Here is a 16,633-nt window from a genome sequence, read left to right as displayed (position 1 = left end):
CAGGCCAGCTGCGAAGCGCCCCGCCGGATGGGCGGGGCGCAGCGCTCGGCTCAACTCACTCGCCGTTTTTGCGCGGGCGCGACCACAGCAGCGTGTAGCCCTCGCCGCCTTCGTCGTCGAACAGGTTCGCGTAGATCGGTGCGTTGAACGAGGGGTCGTCGAGCTTGAGCGAGAGGTAATCGCGGCCCTCTTCGGAGCGCTTCGACCAGGCTGCGCCGATCTCGGCCCGGCCCACATAGATGCGGTGGCTCGGAGCGTTATCGTTGGAGCGGTTGGTCTCGGCGACGATGCGGACGCCCTTGGCTTGCAGGCTCAGGGTGACAATCTCGCCCTGGAAATCGTTGCCGACCTTCTTGAAAGAACCGATGTTGGCCACGTCACTTCTCCTGTTGTGTTTCGAGCCCGCGACCACCGCGGCCTCGATGGCGATCTAAAGGCCGAGGACGATCGGCGACGCACCCCTTGCGGGCCGGAGCAGAGCGGAGGACGCCGTTGGGGCGACTTTCTTGTCTCGCGAGGAATGGACGCAGCCCAGGGGAAGAAAGTCGCATCAACGGCGTTGCGGCTCAGACGATCGAGGCGAAGCCGGTCTTCGGCCAGATCAAGCCATCAAAGAGGCCACGTGCGTCCGCGCGCTGAACCGCAATCTCAAGGAGAAGACTGGCGAATTTCGGTTGAGCTGCACAAGAGGTTGGAACGATTCGGCGTAGAAAGAGAAACAATCTGCCGCAAGGGGCGGTATCGTCCATGAAGAGCGATCGAGAACACGCCACGCGCCACCGCGACCACGTGGGCCGGCCCGAGATCGGTGCAGCCTGGTCGAAGCGCTCCGAAAAATGCCGCGTTACCTCTCCCTCTCATCTCGCCTTGCCCCCCGCATTCAATATTGCGATCCAGGCAAACCTGTTCGACGAGGAAGGTGACGAGGGATCATCCTTTGCGGGTGGCGGCCGCAAGAATGGTTGAGATGGTTGTTCCGCCGGTCTAGCCGGCTCGAACAGGCGGGTCTGCGCGAAGGACAGTCAAGCGCGTCCACGTCGTGCCGCCAACGCAAAACGCACCCAAGGCGGCGAAGGCCTCACGCCAGGCCTGCGACGGCACCCCGATCTGGGACAGGGCGAACACCACATTGTAGCCGGCGATGGCAGCAGGAACGGCGAATATGGTCGCGATCATGAGACGCAGAGCCACCGATTGGGTAACAGCGAAGGCGGCCTCACCGACGGCAAGTGTCAGCGCGGCGGCGGCAATTCCGACGAGCAGCGCGCCGATGACGCCGGCGCCACCATAGAACGCTATCATCCCGAAACTGAGCGCGACCAAAAACGGCAAGGCATACACTGCCAGCGCGAACATAGCCCAGCAGAACAAACCGATGCCGAATGCGTTGAGAACAAGCCCAAGGGCGGGCATGGTGGCGGCTCCATTTGCATGGATTTGCAAGTTGCGCCTTCCACCACCACCACGGCGCAACTTCGGATATAAAGTCTGAACGAGGCGGAGGTGCGGCGCGCACAACTCCGCCTTGATGGTTTGGAGGCGACAAGACGGCGCTCACGCGCCGCCGAACCGCCAAACGGGGATGCCGAAACGCTTCGCCTTGTCGGCGAGGTTGTCCTGGATCCCTGTACCCGGAAAGTGCATGACGCCGATCGGCAACAGTTCGAGCATGGCATCATTGCGCTTGAAGGGTGCCGCCTTGGCGTGCTTCGTCCAGTCGGGCTTGAATGCGATCTGGGGCACCTTACGGGTGGTCGCCCATTTGGAGGCGATCAGTTCGGCCCCTTTGGGCGAGCCGCCATGGAGCAGGACCATGTCGGGATGCTTGGCATGAACCTTGTCGAGGCGCTCCCAGATGAGGCGGTGGTCGTTGAAGTCGAGCCCGCCGGTGAGTGCGATCTTCGTTCCTTGCGGCAACATGACCTCGGTCTCGGAACGACGCTTGGCGACGATGAAGTCGCGAGAGTCGATCATCGCTGCGGTGAGCGCGCGGTGGTTGACCAACGAGCCCGACCGAGGACGCCAGGACGAACCGGTGTGGACCTCAAATCGTTCGATCGCCTGGTCGCGGAAGAGTTCCAAGCAATTTCGGCGTTCGATCAGCGTGATGCCCTCAGCGGTCAGGCGCTCGAGCTCAACCGATCGCACCTCCGACCCATTCTGCTCTCGCTGGCTCTTCTGCTGCGCTTGTTCATTGTCGTCGAGCTGGCGCTCGATGCGTTCGACGGCACGATGAAACATGTTAACGGTCGACCAAAGGAGATCGTGGAGGTCCGGCTCAAGCCGCGTATCGCTCAGAGTGGCAACCAAGGCGTCGAACATATCGACGACGGCGCCGGCGATCATCTTCCCCTCGGGAAGAGGTCTTGGATCTGGCTGGTCGTCGAAGGGACGATAGCCAAAGAGCTGCAATTCGCTCAGGACGTAGTCGGTCGGAGACAGGGCCTGCGCCGGTTCGATGTCGTCGTGGTTGGTCATGGGAAGAGGTCCTTTGCCGGATTGGCCGCGCCCGTCGCGGCCTTCGTGGCGATCACTCAGACGGCGGGCGGAACGGGCCGGCACCCGTAAGCGGCTTGTCCGCCGAAGCCCGGCAGGGCGTAGGCGGAAGCGGAGGGCCGAAGCGGCAGCGGAGGATGGCGGAGGCCGGCTATTTTGCTTCGCGATGCAAAGCGCGTTGATCGGATTGCTGGCGTGCCTTCCCATCGCCTGCGCGCGGCGGAAAATAGCCGGCCGCAGCCATTGCTGGCCCGGACCGCTTGCCGTCCGATCGCCCTCTAGAAGGCCGTGGTCGCGTGCTTTTCCGGCATTGGCCTCATCTACGACCGACCCATCGCGGTCGATCGAACAATAGCGGCTTACTCCGCTCCCAGCGCGGGCGAATGCAGGAAGCGGGCGACATCTTCCGGTACGAGTTGAAGCCGCAACGCTGCTTGGAGGGCCTCACGGCCGAAGATGTGCAGATCTTCATTGAAGTCGCCCAGCCGAGGCGACAGTGCGATCGCTTCAACGCCGGCGTCTTCCGCGCGCTGGGTCAGGATAGCCTGTACGGCATCTCCGGCGGCATCGGCGTCGCGGGCGATGTAGAGTCGACGTAGCCCAGACGGCAGCAATATGGCCGAGAGGTGATTGGCCGACAGCGCAGCGGTCATCGGCAAGGTCGGCAGTACGTAGCGCAGCGACAGCATGGTCTCGATGCCCTCGCCGGCGGCGAGCACGTCGTCCACCAGGCCGAAACGCACGGCATTGCCGAGCAGGTCGCCCATGGCCCGTCGTGGCGTGTCGACAGGAGCCTTGCCGAGCCGGACGCGATCAAAGCCGTCTGGATCGAGCCATGTGCGATGAACGCCGGAGATCCGCCCATCGAGATCCGTGACGCAGGCTATCATCGCTGGCCATATTTCGGTCGGCAAATGCTCGTCCGGTCGATAGTAGCAACGTGGGTGGAAGCGCAAGCTGCCGCCATGGTGGATGCGGGCTATTCCGCGACGCTGCAAATAAGCCTCGACCATTGTACCGTCGATTGGGCTCGACAATGCAAAAAGGCGACGGGCGGCTTCCTGCGACCCGGCCGGCACTGCTGGACCCACGAGTTCCGGGGTAGGTTGCCGCTCGGAACGAGACAGCTTCAGAAAGCGTCTCGCCTCCTCGGCCACCTCCCGAAAGTCTCGCAAGGCCAGACTTTCGCGGATGACGTCGAGGAGGTCACCGTGTTCTCCGGTCGCGGCATCGGTCCACTTGCCGGCCGGCCCCTTCGGCGATTCCTGCAGTCGTACGAACAACGAACGGCCCGGCGTGTTGTGGACGTCGCCGACCACCCAATACCGTCCGGCCCGCTTGCCATTGGAGAGATAGTGCCGGCATACCGCCTCGGCCTCGCGCGCGAGGCGGCGTGCCAATTCGGAGGCGTCGCGGGGCATCACGCCGCCTCCCGTCCACCAACGTGCGCGACCGGGTAGCTGTCGAGCACCTTCGACAGGATCTCGACGCCGCTCGGGTCCGTGGGCACGAACATGCGGAGCTTCCAGGAGATGATCTCGCCAAAGAGCCCGTAGGCCCGCAATCGATCGCGCATGGTGTCGTTGAATCCCGACAGCTCGATGCGGATTGCGCCCATCACCCGGACACGGCGAAGCTCTAGCCCCTCCGCGAGATCGAGGACGGCACGTCCTTCCATCAGCGCGGCAAAGGCAGCGGCCGGCGTCAGCGAAGGCGCGTCCGCCGCAAGGACGTTCGCGACCCAGCCGGCCGAGACCTTGCGGCCGATGATGCGTTCGCCTGCATCGGTCTGGAGACGGTAGACGCGGGTCGAGTCGTTCGGCAGCCGCTTCCAGATGGGTAGCAGCAAGCCCGCCACGACATGGATCGTACTCTCCGTGAATTCGGGTATTTCGGCGAGTTCCGTCAGCCAGGCGGCGGCAAAGCGTTCGCGATCCGCTTCGGCCCAATGGCTTTCCGCCATCATGTTGAGAGAGACGCTGTGCTGCTCCATCGGCCGTACCAGGCGGATGCGCCGCTCGATCTCGCCGTCGTCGAGCATGAAACTCGGGGCCGGAAGCTGCACGGCAGCGCGGCCCGAGCGCTCATTGAGCAACAGGATCGCGTGATGGTCGGAAAGGCGAGCCAGAGCGTCATCGAGACTGATGGGATGATTGCGCTGGCGCTGGACGATGGTGAGCAGCCGGGTCTCGGCGCCAGTGCCGGGATGGGTGTAGATCGTCCGCCGGTCGGCGACGACAAAGCTCTCGGCGCGGAGCGTTTCCAGCCCGATGTCGTAGGTGCCGGACGCAACCGCGCCCTCGATCCGCACCGTCAAGAGCTGTTCGAATACGGTGAAGAGGATGTTCTGTAAGTCGATGGTGAGCGCCAGCAAGCGATTGAGAAACGTCGTGATCGGCGGCAGGTCGTCTCTCAGCCCATTGGCATCAGTCAGTTTCAGGCCGGTCGCATCCTCGAACCTCTCGAGCGAGCAGCCGTCGACCTTGCCTCGCACGAGCAGCACGTAGAGTTGACGCAAGGCATCACGGCCGTACTGGCTTTCGAGATTGTCCTCCGGCCGGAACAGGCCCTGCCCTCCGGTCTGGCGCTGACCGCGTGTGATGGCACCCAGTGTGTCGAGCCGGCGGGCAATGGTGCTGAGAAAGCGTTTTTCGGCCTTCACGTCGGTTGCGATGGGACGAAACAGCGGCGGCTGCGCCTGATTGGTCCGGTTGGTCCTGCCAAGCCCCTGGATCGCGGCATCGGCCTTCCAGCCGGGCTCGAGCAGGTAATGGACCCGCAACCGGCGATTCCGGGCTGACAGTTCGGCGTGGTAGCTCCTTCCGGTGCCGCCCGCGTCGGAGAAGACGAGGATGCGCTTGACGTCATCCATGAAGGCCGAGGTCTCCGCGAGGTTCGCCGAGCCGGCTCGGCTCTCCACCACCAATCGGTCGCCCTTGCGAACGATGCGGCGCGAACGCCCGGTCACTTCGGCGACCGTGTCGGTGCCGAAACGCTGGATGACCTGATCCAACGCCCCGGGAACAGGCGGCAGCGAGGCGAGCTTTTCGATCAAGCGATCGCGGCGGGAGACGGCATCCCTGCTCTCAACCGGTTGACCGTCGCGATAGACCGGCCGCGAGCAGAGGTTGCCCTCCGAATCAGTGAAGGGCTCGTAGAGTTGCACCGGGAAAGAATGGGCGAGATAGTCGAGGACATACTCGCGAGGCGTGATGTCGACCTGGACGTCCCCCCAGTCCTCGGTCGGAATCTCGGCGAGCCGGCGCTCCATCAGCGCTTCGCCCGTCGACACGATCTGGATCACGGCAGCATGGCCGGCGTCGAGATCGCGCTCGATCGATCGGATCAGCGACGGCGTCTTCATCGAGGTCAACAGATGCCCGAAGAAGCGCTGCTTGGCGCTTTCGAAGGCGGATCGTGCGGCGGATCTTGCCTGCCGATTCAGCGTTCCGGTTTCGCCGGTGATGTTGGCGGCCCGCATCGCCGCATCGAGGTTGTTATGGATGATGCTGAACGCGCCAGCATAGGCGTCGTAGATGCGAACCTGCTCCGGCGTCAGCTGGTGCTCGACGAGCTCGTACTCGACGCCCTCGTAGGACAGCGAGCGGGCGGCGTAGAGACCGAGCGACTTGAGATCACGTGCCAGCACCTCCATGGCCGCCACCCCACCCTCCTCGATCGCCTCGACGAACTCGGCGCGCGTGGCGAACGGGAAGTCGGCGCCGCCCCAAAGCCCGAGGCGCTGGGCATAAGCAAGGTTGTGCACCGTGGTGGCGCCCGTCGCCGACACATAGACCACGCGAGCATTCGGCAATGCGTGCTGGAGCCTCAGCCCGGCGCGCCCCTGCTGAGAGGCCGCCTGGTCGCCGCGCTCGCCTTTGCCCCCGACCGCATTCTGCATGGCGTGGCTCTCGTCGAAGACAATCACTCCGTCGAAGTCGGAGCCCAACCATTCGACGATCTGCCTGACGCGCGAAAGCTTCTCGCCACGCTCGTCGCTGCGTAGCGTGGCATAGGTGGTAAATAGGATGCCCTCCGAAAGCCGGATCGCCGTGCCCTGGCGAAACCGCGACAGCGGCGTAACCAGCAGGCGCTCCATGCCGAGCGCCGACCAGTCGCGCTGCGCATCCTCGATCAGCTTGTCGGATTTGCTGATCCAGACCGCACGGCGGCGGCCCTTGAGCCAATTGTCGAGCAGGATCCCGGCGACCTGACGTCCCTTGCCCGCGCCGGTGCCATCGCCCAAGAACCAGCCGCGACGAAAGCGGACGGGGCTCTCGGCGTCCTCGCACGCAGCCGCCACAACATCAAATGTCGCGTCGACCGTCCAGAAGCCCGTCAGCAACTCGGTATGCGCTCCGCCAGCATAAATGACGCTCTCGAGCTGAGCGTCGGACAGAAATCCGTCTGTCACCACACGCGACGGCAGGTGCGGACGATAGGTCGGCTTCGGTGGCGCGACGGACGCCATCGCTGCGGACTGCACGAGTTTGGTCGGATGTGCGCACGATCCGGGAATACGGATCGACTGCAATCCGTACTCCTCATAAAGGGCATCGGTCAGTCGGGCTCCTTCCGGCGGCGACCATTCGACCGTCTCGTAGTTGAGCTTTAAGCCTTCTGGCGCCGCGCTTCCCGACGTGGACGGTGAACACAGTGCAGCGGCCGCGCTCGATTTCGGCTTCGCCGGATGACAATGGCTAAGGTCATCCGCTACCGACGTCGCGATGGGCAGCCGCGGAGGCACATGCTGGGTCACCCAGTCAAGCAAGGTTCCGACATCGCCCGCCATGCCCAATGAAGCTGGAAAGACCTTCGCATCAGCCGCCGGCAGCTTGTCGATCACAAGCAGCCTTGTGTCCGTTTGTGTTCCGTGCCTGGCGTAGACGACGCCGTCAATGGCGGCAGAAAACGCCACCCGCCCGCGTTCCTGGAGACGAACAAAGGCTTCCGTCCATGCAGGATTATCCGGCGCAAGGTTCGCGCCGACGATGGCGACAAGACGCCCGCCGTCGCAAAGGCGTGCCAAGGATGAGGAGATGTGCCGGAGCGCCGCGTCGGGCATCCGTCGTTCGACATTCGCCACCGCCGAGAACGGCGGGTTCATCAGGACGACGCTCGGTACGACACTCGCATCGAGGTAATCATCGATTTGGGCCGCGTCGAAGCGAGTGACCTTAAGGTTGGTGAACAGATGATCGAGCAATGTCGCGCGCGCCTCGGCCAACTCGTTCAACACTGCGGCGCCGCCTGAAAGCTCAGCAAAGATAGCGAGCAAGCCTGTCCCGGCAGAGGGCTCGAGAACGCGATCGGCGGGCGTTATGCCCGCCGCCCTAGATGCAACAAGGCCAAGTGAAATCGGCGTCGAGAATTGTTGAAGTGCCTGGCTGTCCTCGGAGCGCCGCGTATGGGTCGGCAGACAGCTCGCGATCCTCGCGAGCATCGGCAGCATAGCGGCCGTCGAGCCAGCTTTGGCGCGCATGGCCGGGCCGAACTTGCGCAGGAATAGAACGGTCGCCGCCTCGCAGGCATCATAGGCGGTCTTCCAATTCCAGGCGCCGGCTGCATCCGAGGCGCCGAAGGCCGCCTCCATGGCGCCGCGCAGGACGGCGGCATCGATGCGACGGCCGCGTTCGAGCTCGGTCATGAGCTGCTGCGCGGCGCGGACGGCAGCCGAGGTGAGACTTGCAACGGCACGCATCGAGAGCGGCGCGGCGGCGGCGCCGCCGGTAAGAGATTCGGTCATGGCAGGATGTCTTTCGGAGAGCAGGAGCGGGTCGAGCCGGCTGGCGCTCTCTCTGGACCGTGCCGGCTCAAACCCGTCCCGGCTGCTCTCTCCCTCTCATCGCGCGGTGGTCCTCGCGACGCGCCACGACATTCGGGCGGTGACAGGACGAAACGCATTGCAGGGCCGTGCGTGGGGCGACCGGCCTTACGCGTGACCTGAACGATGAACTCCTCGAGGAGATCGTTCGTGGACTTGCGGAGGATTTGATTGGCCGAGATCACAACGACCGCGCCGTCGAAACGGCAGGCATCCGCGAACAAGCAAAGGAGGAAACGGCCAATACACACTCCAGCGTCGGCGAGCGCCGCACGATGTCCTGAATGATGAAGTCCCAGGATGTCGTCGTAAGAATCGACGTCGTGTGATGGCTCGCCGGCTGCACGGTTTGCAGATGCTCGGTGGCGATCCTGCTCGCGATGGTCGGCCCGACCATTGGGACGCTCCGAGCGCGGCTTCGAGCCTCGCGCGCTCATTCGAGCCGAGTCATATCCGCCTCGCGATCGCCCGCTGGACGGCGGTCGGGCTAAGGTCGTCGGCGATCTGTGCCTCCTCTGCAAACCGAACGCCCGGCACGAAGCCGGGCGCGGGATGAGAATTGCGATGGAAGGCGTGCGGGACGGCCGGAGCCGTCCCGCGATAAAGGGCTTCATTCGGCGGCGTCGAGCTGTGGTTCAGCGTCGCCGTCGCCACCGTCCTCCTGCCCCGCGTTGGCGAGGAATTCGGGCAGTGGGCCAGCCTCCGCCTCCTGTTCGACCGGAGCCGCGGTGGCGTCGACGAGACGCAGCAGCTCCGGCAACCAGCCCGAACCATCGAGAAGACGCTCGGCCTCCTTGGCCATCTCGGTCTTTTTCAGGTGATCAATCAATTGTGCGAACGATTCACCTCGCGCCTCCCGCACCGCCTCCAGAATACGAGGCTTGGTGACGCGGCCGAGATAATTGTCGACGGTCGGTCTCCAGCCAGACTGAACCATGTCGAGGCCGACGGCGCGCGCCAGCACATCGGCCTGGCCGAGCCGAGAGCCGACGCCGTGAGCAGAGACACGGCCCTGATTGTAACGGTTGGCCGGCTCATGGACGGCGTTGACCGCAAATGACGCACAGTGAGCGAACAGGGATGCCTGTGCGGCACCGTCAAGGACCGTGAGCGCATCCCACACATCGTTCTCACTCCTGGGCAGCCGTGCCTTCCAGGACTCGTGCCGGGCCTCAACGGCCTTGGCAGATGCGCTTTCCCTGAGCCCCGGGGCTTGAGCGGGAAAGGTCGGCGTGCGAAGTTCGATCTCCAGACACGTGCCGGACGATCCGTACCGGTAAAAGGCTGTCAGCACGAAATTGTGCAGCACCGCCTGGAACGCGATTGCCGGATTTTCTGCCAGCGCATCCCGTAATGCCAACGTACGATGCGCCGTCAGTTCGGTGATGAGCCGATCCGGCAACGGCCTTGCCGCATCCTCTCCATCCTCGTCCGTCTCGCTCGATTCACCGGCGAGCGAAATCGTCATGCGCTGGACGGACGCACCGGGCTCCTGCCCTTCATTCAAGGATGCACTGGTGCCCCGCTCGCCTTCGACATCGGCCGCAGGCGCCTCGTCCTCCGGTCAGACATAGCCCCGATCGACAGAAAGCCGCCCTTCGGGGTCGATGCCGACGAAGACGCCGGCCCTGGCCATCTGGTCCGGCTCGAAGATGTCCGGCCGGTCGTTGAACGCTTCGAGCGCCTGCTCGAGTTCGTCGAGCCGCGCGTCCACCTCGTCGGGTAGTTCGTCAGCGTCTTCAAATCTTGTCTGAAGCGCGTCGTATTCGGCCTGCAGGGCATCGAAGCGCGCCTGCTCCTCGGCGGTGAGAGCTGCCGGGTCTGCGTCGAGCCGACGAAGCCCATGGTCATGGCCGTAGGGAAAGCTGGCGGCGGTGACCTCGATCCACTTCCAGCCTTCAGCGGCGATCGTTTCGGCTTCTGTCCGCAGCTTCTCAGCCACGAGACGCTCCAGCAATGTAACGTCCTCGAGCCAGCCGCCGCCATCTTCTTCGAACAGGTCACGCAGCACCTTGCCGCCAGCCGCTTCATAGGCCGCGAGGCCGACAAATCGCACGCGCTTGTCGGATCCCCGCACCGCGCGCTCGGTCAGAAGGCGCCTGATCTGATATGGTTCGTCGTAACCTGACTTGCTGACGTTCTCCCAGACCTGTTCCTGTCGGGCGTGATCGTCGGTGACCGAGAACGCCATCAGCTGTTCGAGCGAGATACCGTCATCGGCGTAAACGTCGAGCAGCTTCGCCGACACCGCTGCAAGCCGCAGCCGCTGCTTCACCACGTTGAGGGATACGAAGAAGATGGCGGCGATATCCTCCTCGGACCGCCTTTGCTCGCGCAGGGTCTGGAATGCCCGAAACTGGTCGAGGGGATGAAGCGCAACCCGGTGCACGTTCTCGGCAAGTGAATCCTCTTCCGCGGTGACCTCGCTGCACATGTCACTGACGATGCAAGGGACCGGCGCGGTCTTTGCCAGACGCTTCTGCGTTACCAAAAGCTCGAGCGCGCGATAACGGCGGCCGCCTGCCGGCACCTCGAACATGCCGGTTTCCTGGCCTTCGCCGTCGAGCACGGGCCGGACGTTGAGACTTTGCAGCAGGGAGCGCCGAGCGATATCCTCGGCGAGATCCTCGATCGAGATGCCGGCTTTGAGCCGCCGTACATTGTTCTGACTCAAGACGAGCTTGCTGAAGGGAATGTCGCGCGATGGCGACAGCTTGATCTTCTGAACGGCCTTTGCCATGTCAGTGTCTCCGAAAACGGGCGGCCGGGAGCCTCTCTCTCGGCCTCCAACCCGTTCGCGAACAGGCCCGCTCTCCTCTCGCTCTCGCTTTTCCAGCGAACGATGGCGATGGTTGGCGGCTGCCGCGCTGTCGGAAAGCCAGATCCCGCCCTCGTATCTCCGATCGGATTGAAGCCCAAAACGGCTGGCGCTTGTTAGCACGGCCGACGATGTCGACCGCCATGAGCCATTACATTCTGGATGGAGACGAGCCTAAATGCACGAACGCGGTTTCGTGGCGGCGATGGTATGAATCAGCCGACCGTGTCGTCGCGAGGACCCGGATAAGTCCGGATATCGTCGTCTCGACCGTGTTCGTGGGTCTCGATCTCGGATGCGATCCGGATCGCCCCCTCCTTTTCGAAGCCGAGGTCATGGAAGTGGGCATCGCCTCCATCGACGCCCGGCGGGAGCGGTACCCGACGTGGCTCGAAGCCGAACGCGGGCACGCAAAGATCGTAAGCGAGTATCGCGGCGCCTGAGCACGCATTTTTCTGGGCCGCACGGAACCCGCGAGTTCGTCGACGGCGCTGCCGACCGGGAGCCGCCGCCGCGGATCGTCGGCCCGCGACGGAGATGACCGTCCCCCGAGAGGGCACCGCCTGCGACCTCGTGAATCTGAAAAGCGCAAGCGAGCCAAGCCGGAGAGCGGAATCCCCGGCTTGGCCGAAATTACGCCACGCGGTCGAGCAACTTCTTGGCCTTGGCTTCCATGTCCAGGCGGACATCCTGATGCGGCTTGCCGCGCGCGACGGCGGTGATGCCCTGCACGAAATCGAAGATGCTTTCAGGCGAGCGGCCTTCCTCCACCAGCACCGCGTCAATCACCTTGCCTGCCTCGGCCTTGGAGAAGCCGCGGCGGCGCAGAAACTCGGTGCGATCCTCGTCGTTGCGTGCCACGATCCGCTCGCGGGCGGCCTTGATGCCGTTGACGAAAGGCATGGGAGAGGAGTTGGCGAAATTCGACAGTGCCGGGGCTGCCTCGTGAGCAAAGCGGGAGGCTGCGTATTTGGAGTGGCGGATGGTCATCTCCTCGAAATCTTCCACGCCCCACAGATTGCGATTTTGGCAAACCGCACGAAGATAGAAGCTCGCCATGCCGAGCGTCTTCGCGCCGACTTCCGAGTTCCAGCAATAGAAGCCCCGGAAATAGAGGTCGGGCGAGCCGTCCCGGAGACGACCGGCTTCGATCGGGTTCAGGTCATCGACCAGAAACAGGAAAACGTCCCTGTCCGATGCATAGAGAGTCGTCGTGTCCTTGGAAATGTCGACGCAGGGATTGTAGATGCCACTTGACCAGTCGAGCACACCAGGGACCTTCCAGCGTGTATCGCCTGTACCATTGCCGGCGATGCGCTGTACGGCCTCAACCAGTTCGTGGTCGTAGATCCGGCCATAGTCGGGACCGGTGACGGCGCGAAGCTCGACCCGGTTATCCTCGGTCTCGAGCGTCTTGATCTGCTCGACCCGATTGGCGGTCAGGCCATATTGCAGGTTGATGGCTGCGAGGGCCGCGGGAAGCTGCCGCAGGTAAGTGGCCGGTGCGCCAACCTGGCTCGCAAGCTGACCGAAGCTCCAGTGGGTCGGCGCGACTGGCCTGTCCGAGCCGGGCAGCATCAAGGCCAGGCGTTCAGGATCGGCACTTCTCGCCTCGACATGGATGAGTGCGCTTTCGACCACCCGCGTGCGGCTGCGGTCCGTGCGATCGCGCACCGTGCGGGCCAGGTCGTTGAGCGACAGGTAACGTTCATCCGCAGGACGACAGAACCACTCCGAGGACACCCGACCGACGCGCTCGCCGCGGGTGACATCCACTCTGTAACCGCAGCTGGCGTTGCGGTCGGCATCAACAATCTGCGTATTCATGGGAGCAATCTCCATGACGGGCGCCGGAAGACTCTCCTCCGACCCTCAACCCGTCATGGCCAAGGCCGCTCCACTCTGCCTCTATCATTGGTCGCCAAGACCCACGACCAAGACCCAACCAAGGCGCACGACATCCCACCCCGCCGCAGCTTCCGTCAGGGATGGAAGCCCGAAGGGTGAAAACCCGGCGCAAGCCGGGGTTTCAGCGCCAGCCGACAGCCCGGTCCCGCAGGGAGACGGCCATAAGCTCAGCCAACGCTTGAAAGGCCATTTAACCGGAATCGAAGGCGGCTTGATAAAGCTCCTCGATCTTCGTGACTTCGTCTGGCGTCAACTGGGAGAATTCGTTGTCACGGGCGCGCTTTGACAGTCGCCCTTCATTCTGTTGCAAGGATCCAAGGAGGTTGCTCAGGGTCCGCTCCGGCATGTCGACCATGTTTTCGACGCCCGAGCGGAATCTATCGAAGCTCCGCAAGAACCGGGCTTCGTCGGGAAGATCCTGTTCGATGGTCCTCTGCACGCATGCGTAGAGAAATTCCGCGTGCGGCACGCGTGGAACCGGGACGGTGCTGGCAGGTGTCAATCAGCGCTGCGTAGCCAGCGAGGGTCGCGGCCCTCCGGCAGCCTCCGATCATGAAAAACGCTCACGGGACCTGAAAACCTTAGCTGCATAGGCTCGATCCGTGAAAAACGCTTTGGCCGGCGCCAGCAGGGATGGCGCCATTTGTTGCAGGGGGCGCGTGTGACCCTCGAGCAATAATGTAATCTTCGCGCTACATAATTGTCCAATCTGTAGCACGAAGACGACAAATGCCGACCCCTCACCACCCTCCCGCCGCCGTTCGACGGGCCATGCGCAAGCTCTGCGCCGACATCCACGACGCCCGCCGGCGTCGGCGGCTGCCGATGGCAGTCGTGGCCGAGCGCGCCTTCACATCCCGCTCGACGCTGCAAAGGGTCGAAGCCGGCGATACCAACGTCAGCATAGGCATCTATGCCGGCGTCCTTCAGGCGCTCGGTCTACTCGACGGCCTGAGCCAGATCGCCGACATCAGCAACGATCGCATCGGACAGGCACTGGCCAGCGCCGAACTGCCCAGGCATGTCCATCTCAAACGCAAGCCGGGAGCCTCACGCGATGGCTGATTTCGAGGTGCATATCAATCTGGGTGGCCGCACGCGTCCTGTCGGACTGGCGAGGAGCAATCGCGTTCGCGGCGCGCAGACCATTCTCTTCGAATATGATGGCGTCTGGCTCGGTGACCCAGACCGGTTCTCGCTGGAACCTGCCTTGGCCCGGACGCGAGGCGCCTTCGCTCCCTCTGCAGGACTGGCGACTTTCGGCTCCATCGGCGACTCCGCACCCGATACATGGGGCCGCCGCCTCATGCAGCGCGCTGAACGCCGCCTCGCCGATCGCGAAGGTCGGGCCGTTCGCACGCTTTACAGAAAGCGATTATCTGCTCGGCGTCGCCGACGAGACGCGGTCCGGCTCACTGCGATTCCGCCGGGTCGCGAAGAAGCCTTCCAGGCGCCGACTCGCGCCGGTGTACCGACTCTGATCGAACTCGGCCGGCTGCTCCAGATCACCGAACGCATTCTCCGGGACGAGGAAACGGACGAAGATCTTCAGATCATCTTCGCCCCCGGTTCCTCCCTGGGTGGCGCGCGGCCGAAGGCGTCGGTCATCGACCAGCATGGCAAGCCCTCCATCGCCAAATTCCCGAAGGAGACCGACGTCTACAGCATGGAGACTTGGGAGGAGATCGCGCTGCAGTTGGCCGGCCGAGCCGGCATCGTCACCCCGCAACACGAACTCATCGAAGTGGCTGGCAAGACGGTCCTGCTGTCGCGACGCTTCGATCGCGACGGCACGACCCGCGTCCCCTTCTTGTCAGCGATGGCGATGATGGGCGCCAGGGACGGCGAGCGCGGCAGTTATCCCGAAATTGTCGACGCTCTCGCACAGCATGGAGCACGGGGAAAGACAGACGCTCATGCCCTCTATCGACGCGTCGTCTTCAACGTGCTGATCTCTAACGACCACCTGCGCAACCACGGCTTCCTCTGGCTGGGAAAGGCCGGATGGTCGCTCTCTCCGGCTTATGACCTCAATCCCGTGCCGACTGATGTGAAGCCGCGCGTGCTGACGACGAACATCGATCTGGACGAAGGCACCTGCTCGCTCGACCTGCTTGAGGGCGCATCTGAATACTTCGGGCTGACGCTGATGCGCGCCCGCGCGATTATAAAGGATGTCGCAACGGTCACCGCCACATGGCGGAACATCGCCAAGGCGGTCGGCGCCCGGTCGGCCGAGATGAGCCGCATGGCCAGCGCCTTCGAACACGACGATCTCAAACGAGCGCTCGCGCTTTGACACGGACATTGCCTCACAGCTTCGATCCTGCAGCGGCAACCGCCCCACCGGCGATCTTGAAATCTCGGACACAGCCGACGAGCCTTGTCGGATGGACGGCAGTGCTAAGCGCCCGAAACCGGCGCTCGGGCGAAACCCGACGCATCTCGCCAGATCGGTCCATGCAAGCGAGCGGCTCGTCCAGCGGCGAAACGGATTCTCGCTGGCTCGCGCGTAAAAAAGAACCCCGCCCGACAGACCGGGCGGGGCTCCGAAGAACCAAGTCTCACTCGCCGTTCTTGCGCGGGCGCGACCACAGCAGCGTGTAGCCCTCGCCGCCTTCGTCGTCGAACAGGTTCGCGTAGATCGGTGCGTTGAACGAGGGGTCGTCGAGCTTGAGCGAGAGGTAATCGCGACCCTCCTCGGAGCGCTTCGACCAGGCTGCGCCGATCTCGGCCCGGCCCACATAGATGCGGTGGCTGGGGGCGTTGTCGTTGGAGCGGTTGGTCTCGGCGACGATGCGGACGCCCTTGGCTTGCAGGCTCAGGGTGACGATCTCGCCCTGGAAATCGTTGCCGACCTTCTTGAAAGAACCGATGTTAGCCACGTCACTTCTCCTGTTGTGTTTCGAGCCCGCGACCACCGCGGCCTCGATGGCGATCTAAAGGCCGAGGACGATCGGCGACGCACCCCTTGCGGGCCGGAGCAGAGCGGAGGACGCCGTTGGGGCGACTTTCTTGTCTCGCGAGGAATGGGCGCAGCCCAGGGGAAGAAAGTCGCATCAACGGCGTTGCGGCTCAGACGATCGAGGCGAAGCCGGTTTTCGGCCAGATCAAGCCATCAAAGAGGCCACGTGCGTCCGCGTGCTGAACCGCAAGCTTAGGGAGAAGACTGGCGAATCTCGGTCGAGCAGCACAAGAGGTTGGAACGATTCGGCGTAGAAAGAGAAACAATCTGCCGCGAAGGGCGGAATCGTCCATGAAGAACGATCGAGAGCGCGCCACGCGCCACCACGGCAAGTGGGCTGGACCGAGATCGGCGCAGCCTGGTCGAAGCGCACTGATGAGGGGCGCGATTACCTCTCGCTCTCATCATGTTGACCCCGCATTCAATATCGCTGATCCAGGCGAACCTGTTCGACGAGGAAGGTGACGAAGGATCATCCCTTGTGCTTGGCGGCCGTGAGAATGGTTGAGGCCACCGATCCAAAGCCTACCCGGCTCGAACAGGCGGGTCTGCGCGAGCAAGAACAGTCAAGCGCGTCCACGTCGTGCCGCCAACGCAAAACCCGCCCATGCAAGCGAAGGCT

General features: G+C 63.7%; 14 protein-coding genes and 2 pseudogenes. 5 read left to right on the top strand and 11 right to left on the bottom strand.

From position 1 onward, the window contains the following. Window positions 1-55: 55 nt before the first annotated feature. Window positions 56-376, bottom strand: coding sequence for a DUF736 domain-containing protein (locus ACVIHF_RS04485; RefSeq protein WP_018454792.1), 321 nt, complete (start codon window positions 374-376; stop codon window positions 56-58). 190 nt (window positions 377-566) lie between these two features. Next, entirely contained in the window at window positions 567-749 is a 183-nt protein-coding gene (locus ACVIHF_RS04480) for a hypothetical protein (RefSeq protein ID WP_456791772.1), read from the bottom strand. Between ACVIHF_RS04480 and ACVIHF_RS04475 the strand changes: the two genes are divergently transcribed. Next, window positions 748-966: a DUF736 family protein gene (locus ACVIHF_RS04475; protein ID WP_456791771.1), complete on the top strand. Its 219-nt coding sequence runs from the start codon at window positions 748-750 to the stop codon at window positions 964-966. The genes ACVIHF_RS04480 and ACVIHF_RS04475 overlap by 2 nt on opposite strands. A gap of 18 nt (window positions 967-984) precedes the next feature. Here ACVIHF_RS04475 and ACVIHF_RS04470 read toward each other — a convergent pair whose 3' ends face one another. From ACVIHF_RS04470 to ACVIHF_RS04445, 6 genes and pseudogenes are all read right to left on the bottom strand, one after another. Then, window positions 985-1,443: a hypothetical protein gene (locus tag ACVIHF_RS04470; protein WP_456791770.1), complete on the bottom strand. Its 459-nt coding sequence runs from the start codon at window positions 1,441-1,443 to the stop codon at window positions 985-987. Between the two features lie 111 nt (window positions 1,444-1,554). Continuing rightward, window positions 1,555-2,478: a DUF2493 domain-containing protein gene (locus ACVIHF_RS04465; protein WP_456791769.1), complete on the bottom strand. Its 924-nt coding sequence runs from the start codon at window positions 2,476-2,478 to the stop codon at window positions 1,555-1,557. 377 nt (window positions 2,479-2,855) lie between these two features. Beyond that, window positions 2,856-3,917 (bottom strand): DUF7146 domain-containing protein, encoded by a 1,062-nt coding sequence (locus ACVIHF_RS04460; RefSeq protein WP_456791768.1) that lies wholly within the window; start codon window positions 3,915-3,917, stop codon window positions 2,856-2,858. Continuing rightward, window positions 3,917-8,242 (bottom strand): strawberry notch-like NTP hydrolase domain-containing protein, encoded by a 4,326-nt coding sequence (locus tag ACVIHF_RS04455; protein WP_456791767.1) that lies wholly within the window; start codon window positions 8,240-8,242, stop codon window positions 3,917-3,919. The genes ACVIHF_RS04460 and ACVIHF_RS04455 overlap by 1 nt, the downstream gene beginning before the upstream one ends. Before the next feature lie 259 nt (window positions 8,243-8,501). Next, on the bottom strand, window positions 8,502-8,717 hold the full coding sequence (locus tag ACVIHF_RS04450; protein ID WP_456791766.1) for a hypothetical protein: 216 nt from the start codon (window positions 8,715-8,717) through the stop codon (window positions 8,502-8,504). Between the two features lie 213 nt (window positions 8,718-8,930). Next, window positions 8,931-11,060 (bottom strand): annotated as a pseudogene (locus tag ACVIHF_RS04445) (ParB/RepB/Spo0J family partition protein). Between the two features lie 221 nt (window positions 11,061-11,281). Here ACVIHF_RS04445 and ACVIHF_RS04440 point away from each other — a divergent pair. Continuing rightward, a complete protein-coding gene (locus tag ACVIHF_RS04440; RefSeq protein WP_456791765.1) occupies window positions 11,282-11,581 on the top strand; it encodes a hypothetical protein in 300 nt (99 codons plus the stop codon). A gap of 190 nt (window positions 11,582-11,771) precedes the next feature. Here ACVIHF_RS04440 and ACVIHF_RS04435 read toward each other — a convergent pair whose 3' ends face one another. Both ACVIHF_RS04435 and ACVIHF_RS04430 read right to left on the bottom strand, forming a co-directional pair. Continuing rightward, window positions 11,772-12,965, bottom strand: a complete 1,194-nt coding sequence (locus ACVIHF_RS04435) for a DUF932 domain-containing protein (protein ID WP_456791764.1) — start codon at window positions 12,963-12,965, stop codon at window positions 11,772-11,774. 271 nt (window positions 12,966-13,236) lie between these two features. Beyond that, entirely contained in the window at window positions 13,237-13,548 is a 312-nt protein-coding gene (locus ACVIHF_RS04430) for a hypothetical protein (protein WP_456791763.1), read from the bottom strand. 227 nt (window positions 13,549-13,775) lie between these two features. On the opposite strand from ACVIHF_RS04430, the gene ACVIHF_RS04425 reads away from it, so the two are divergent. Then, window positions 13,776-14,111 (top strand): helix-turn-helix domain-containing protein, encoded by a 336-nt coding sequence (locus ACVIHF_RS04425; RefSeq protein ID WP_456791762.1) that lies wholly within the window; start codon window positions 13,776-13,778, stop codon window positions 14,109-14,111. After that, window positions 14,104-15,345, top strand: a pseudogene (locus tag ACVIHF_RS04420) (type II toxin-antitoxin system HipA family toxin). The gene ACVIHF_RS04425 and the pseudogene ACVIHF_RS04420 overlap by 8 nt, the downstream one beginning before the upstream one ends. Before the next feature lie 265 nt (window positions 15,346-15,610). Here the strand turns inward: ACVIHF_RS04420 and ACVIHF_RS04415 are convergent. Continuing rightward, window positions 15,611-15,931, bottom strand: coding sequence for a DUF736 domain-containing protein (locus ACVIHF_RS04415; protein WP_018454792.1), 321 nt, complete (start codon window positions 15,929-15,931; stop codon window positions 15,611-15,613). A 364-nt stretch (window positions 15,932-16,295) separates the two neighbouring features. Between ACVIHF_RS04415 and ACVIHF_RS04410 the strand changes: the two genes are divergently transcribed. Continuing rightward, the gene (locus ACVIHF_RS04410) at window positions 16,296-16,424 is read left to right on the top strand and encodes a DUF736 family protein (RefSeq protein ID WP_456794070.1); all 129 of its coding nucleotides are present in this window, start codon (window positions 16,296-16,298) and stop codon (window positions 16,422-16,424) included. The last annotated feature ends 209 nt before the right edge of the window (window positions 16,425-16,633 follow it).

It is taken from the genome of Bradyrhizobium sp. USDA 4506 (assembly GCF_054058795.1).
The sequence above is the reverse complement of the archived record's forward strand: the minus strand, read 5'-3'. Positions and strand labels throughout refer to the sequence as shown.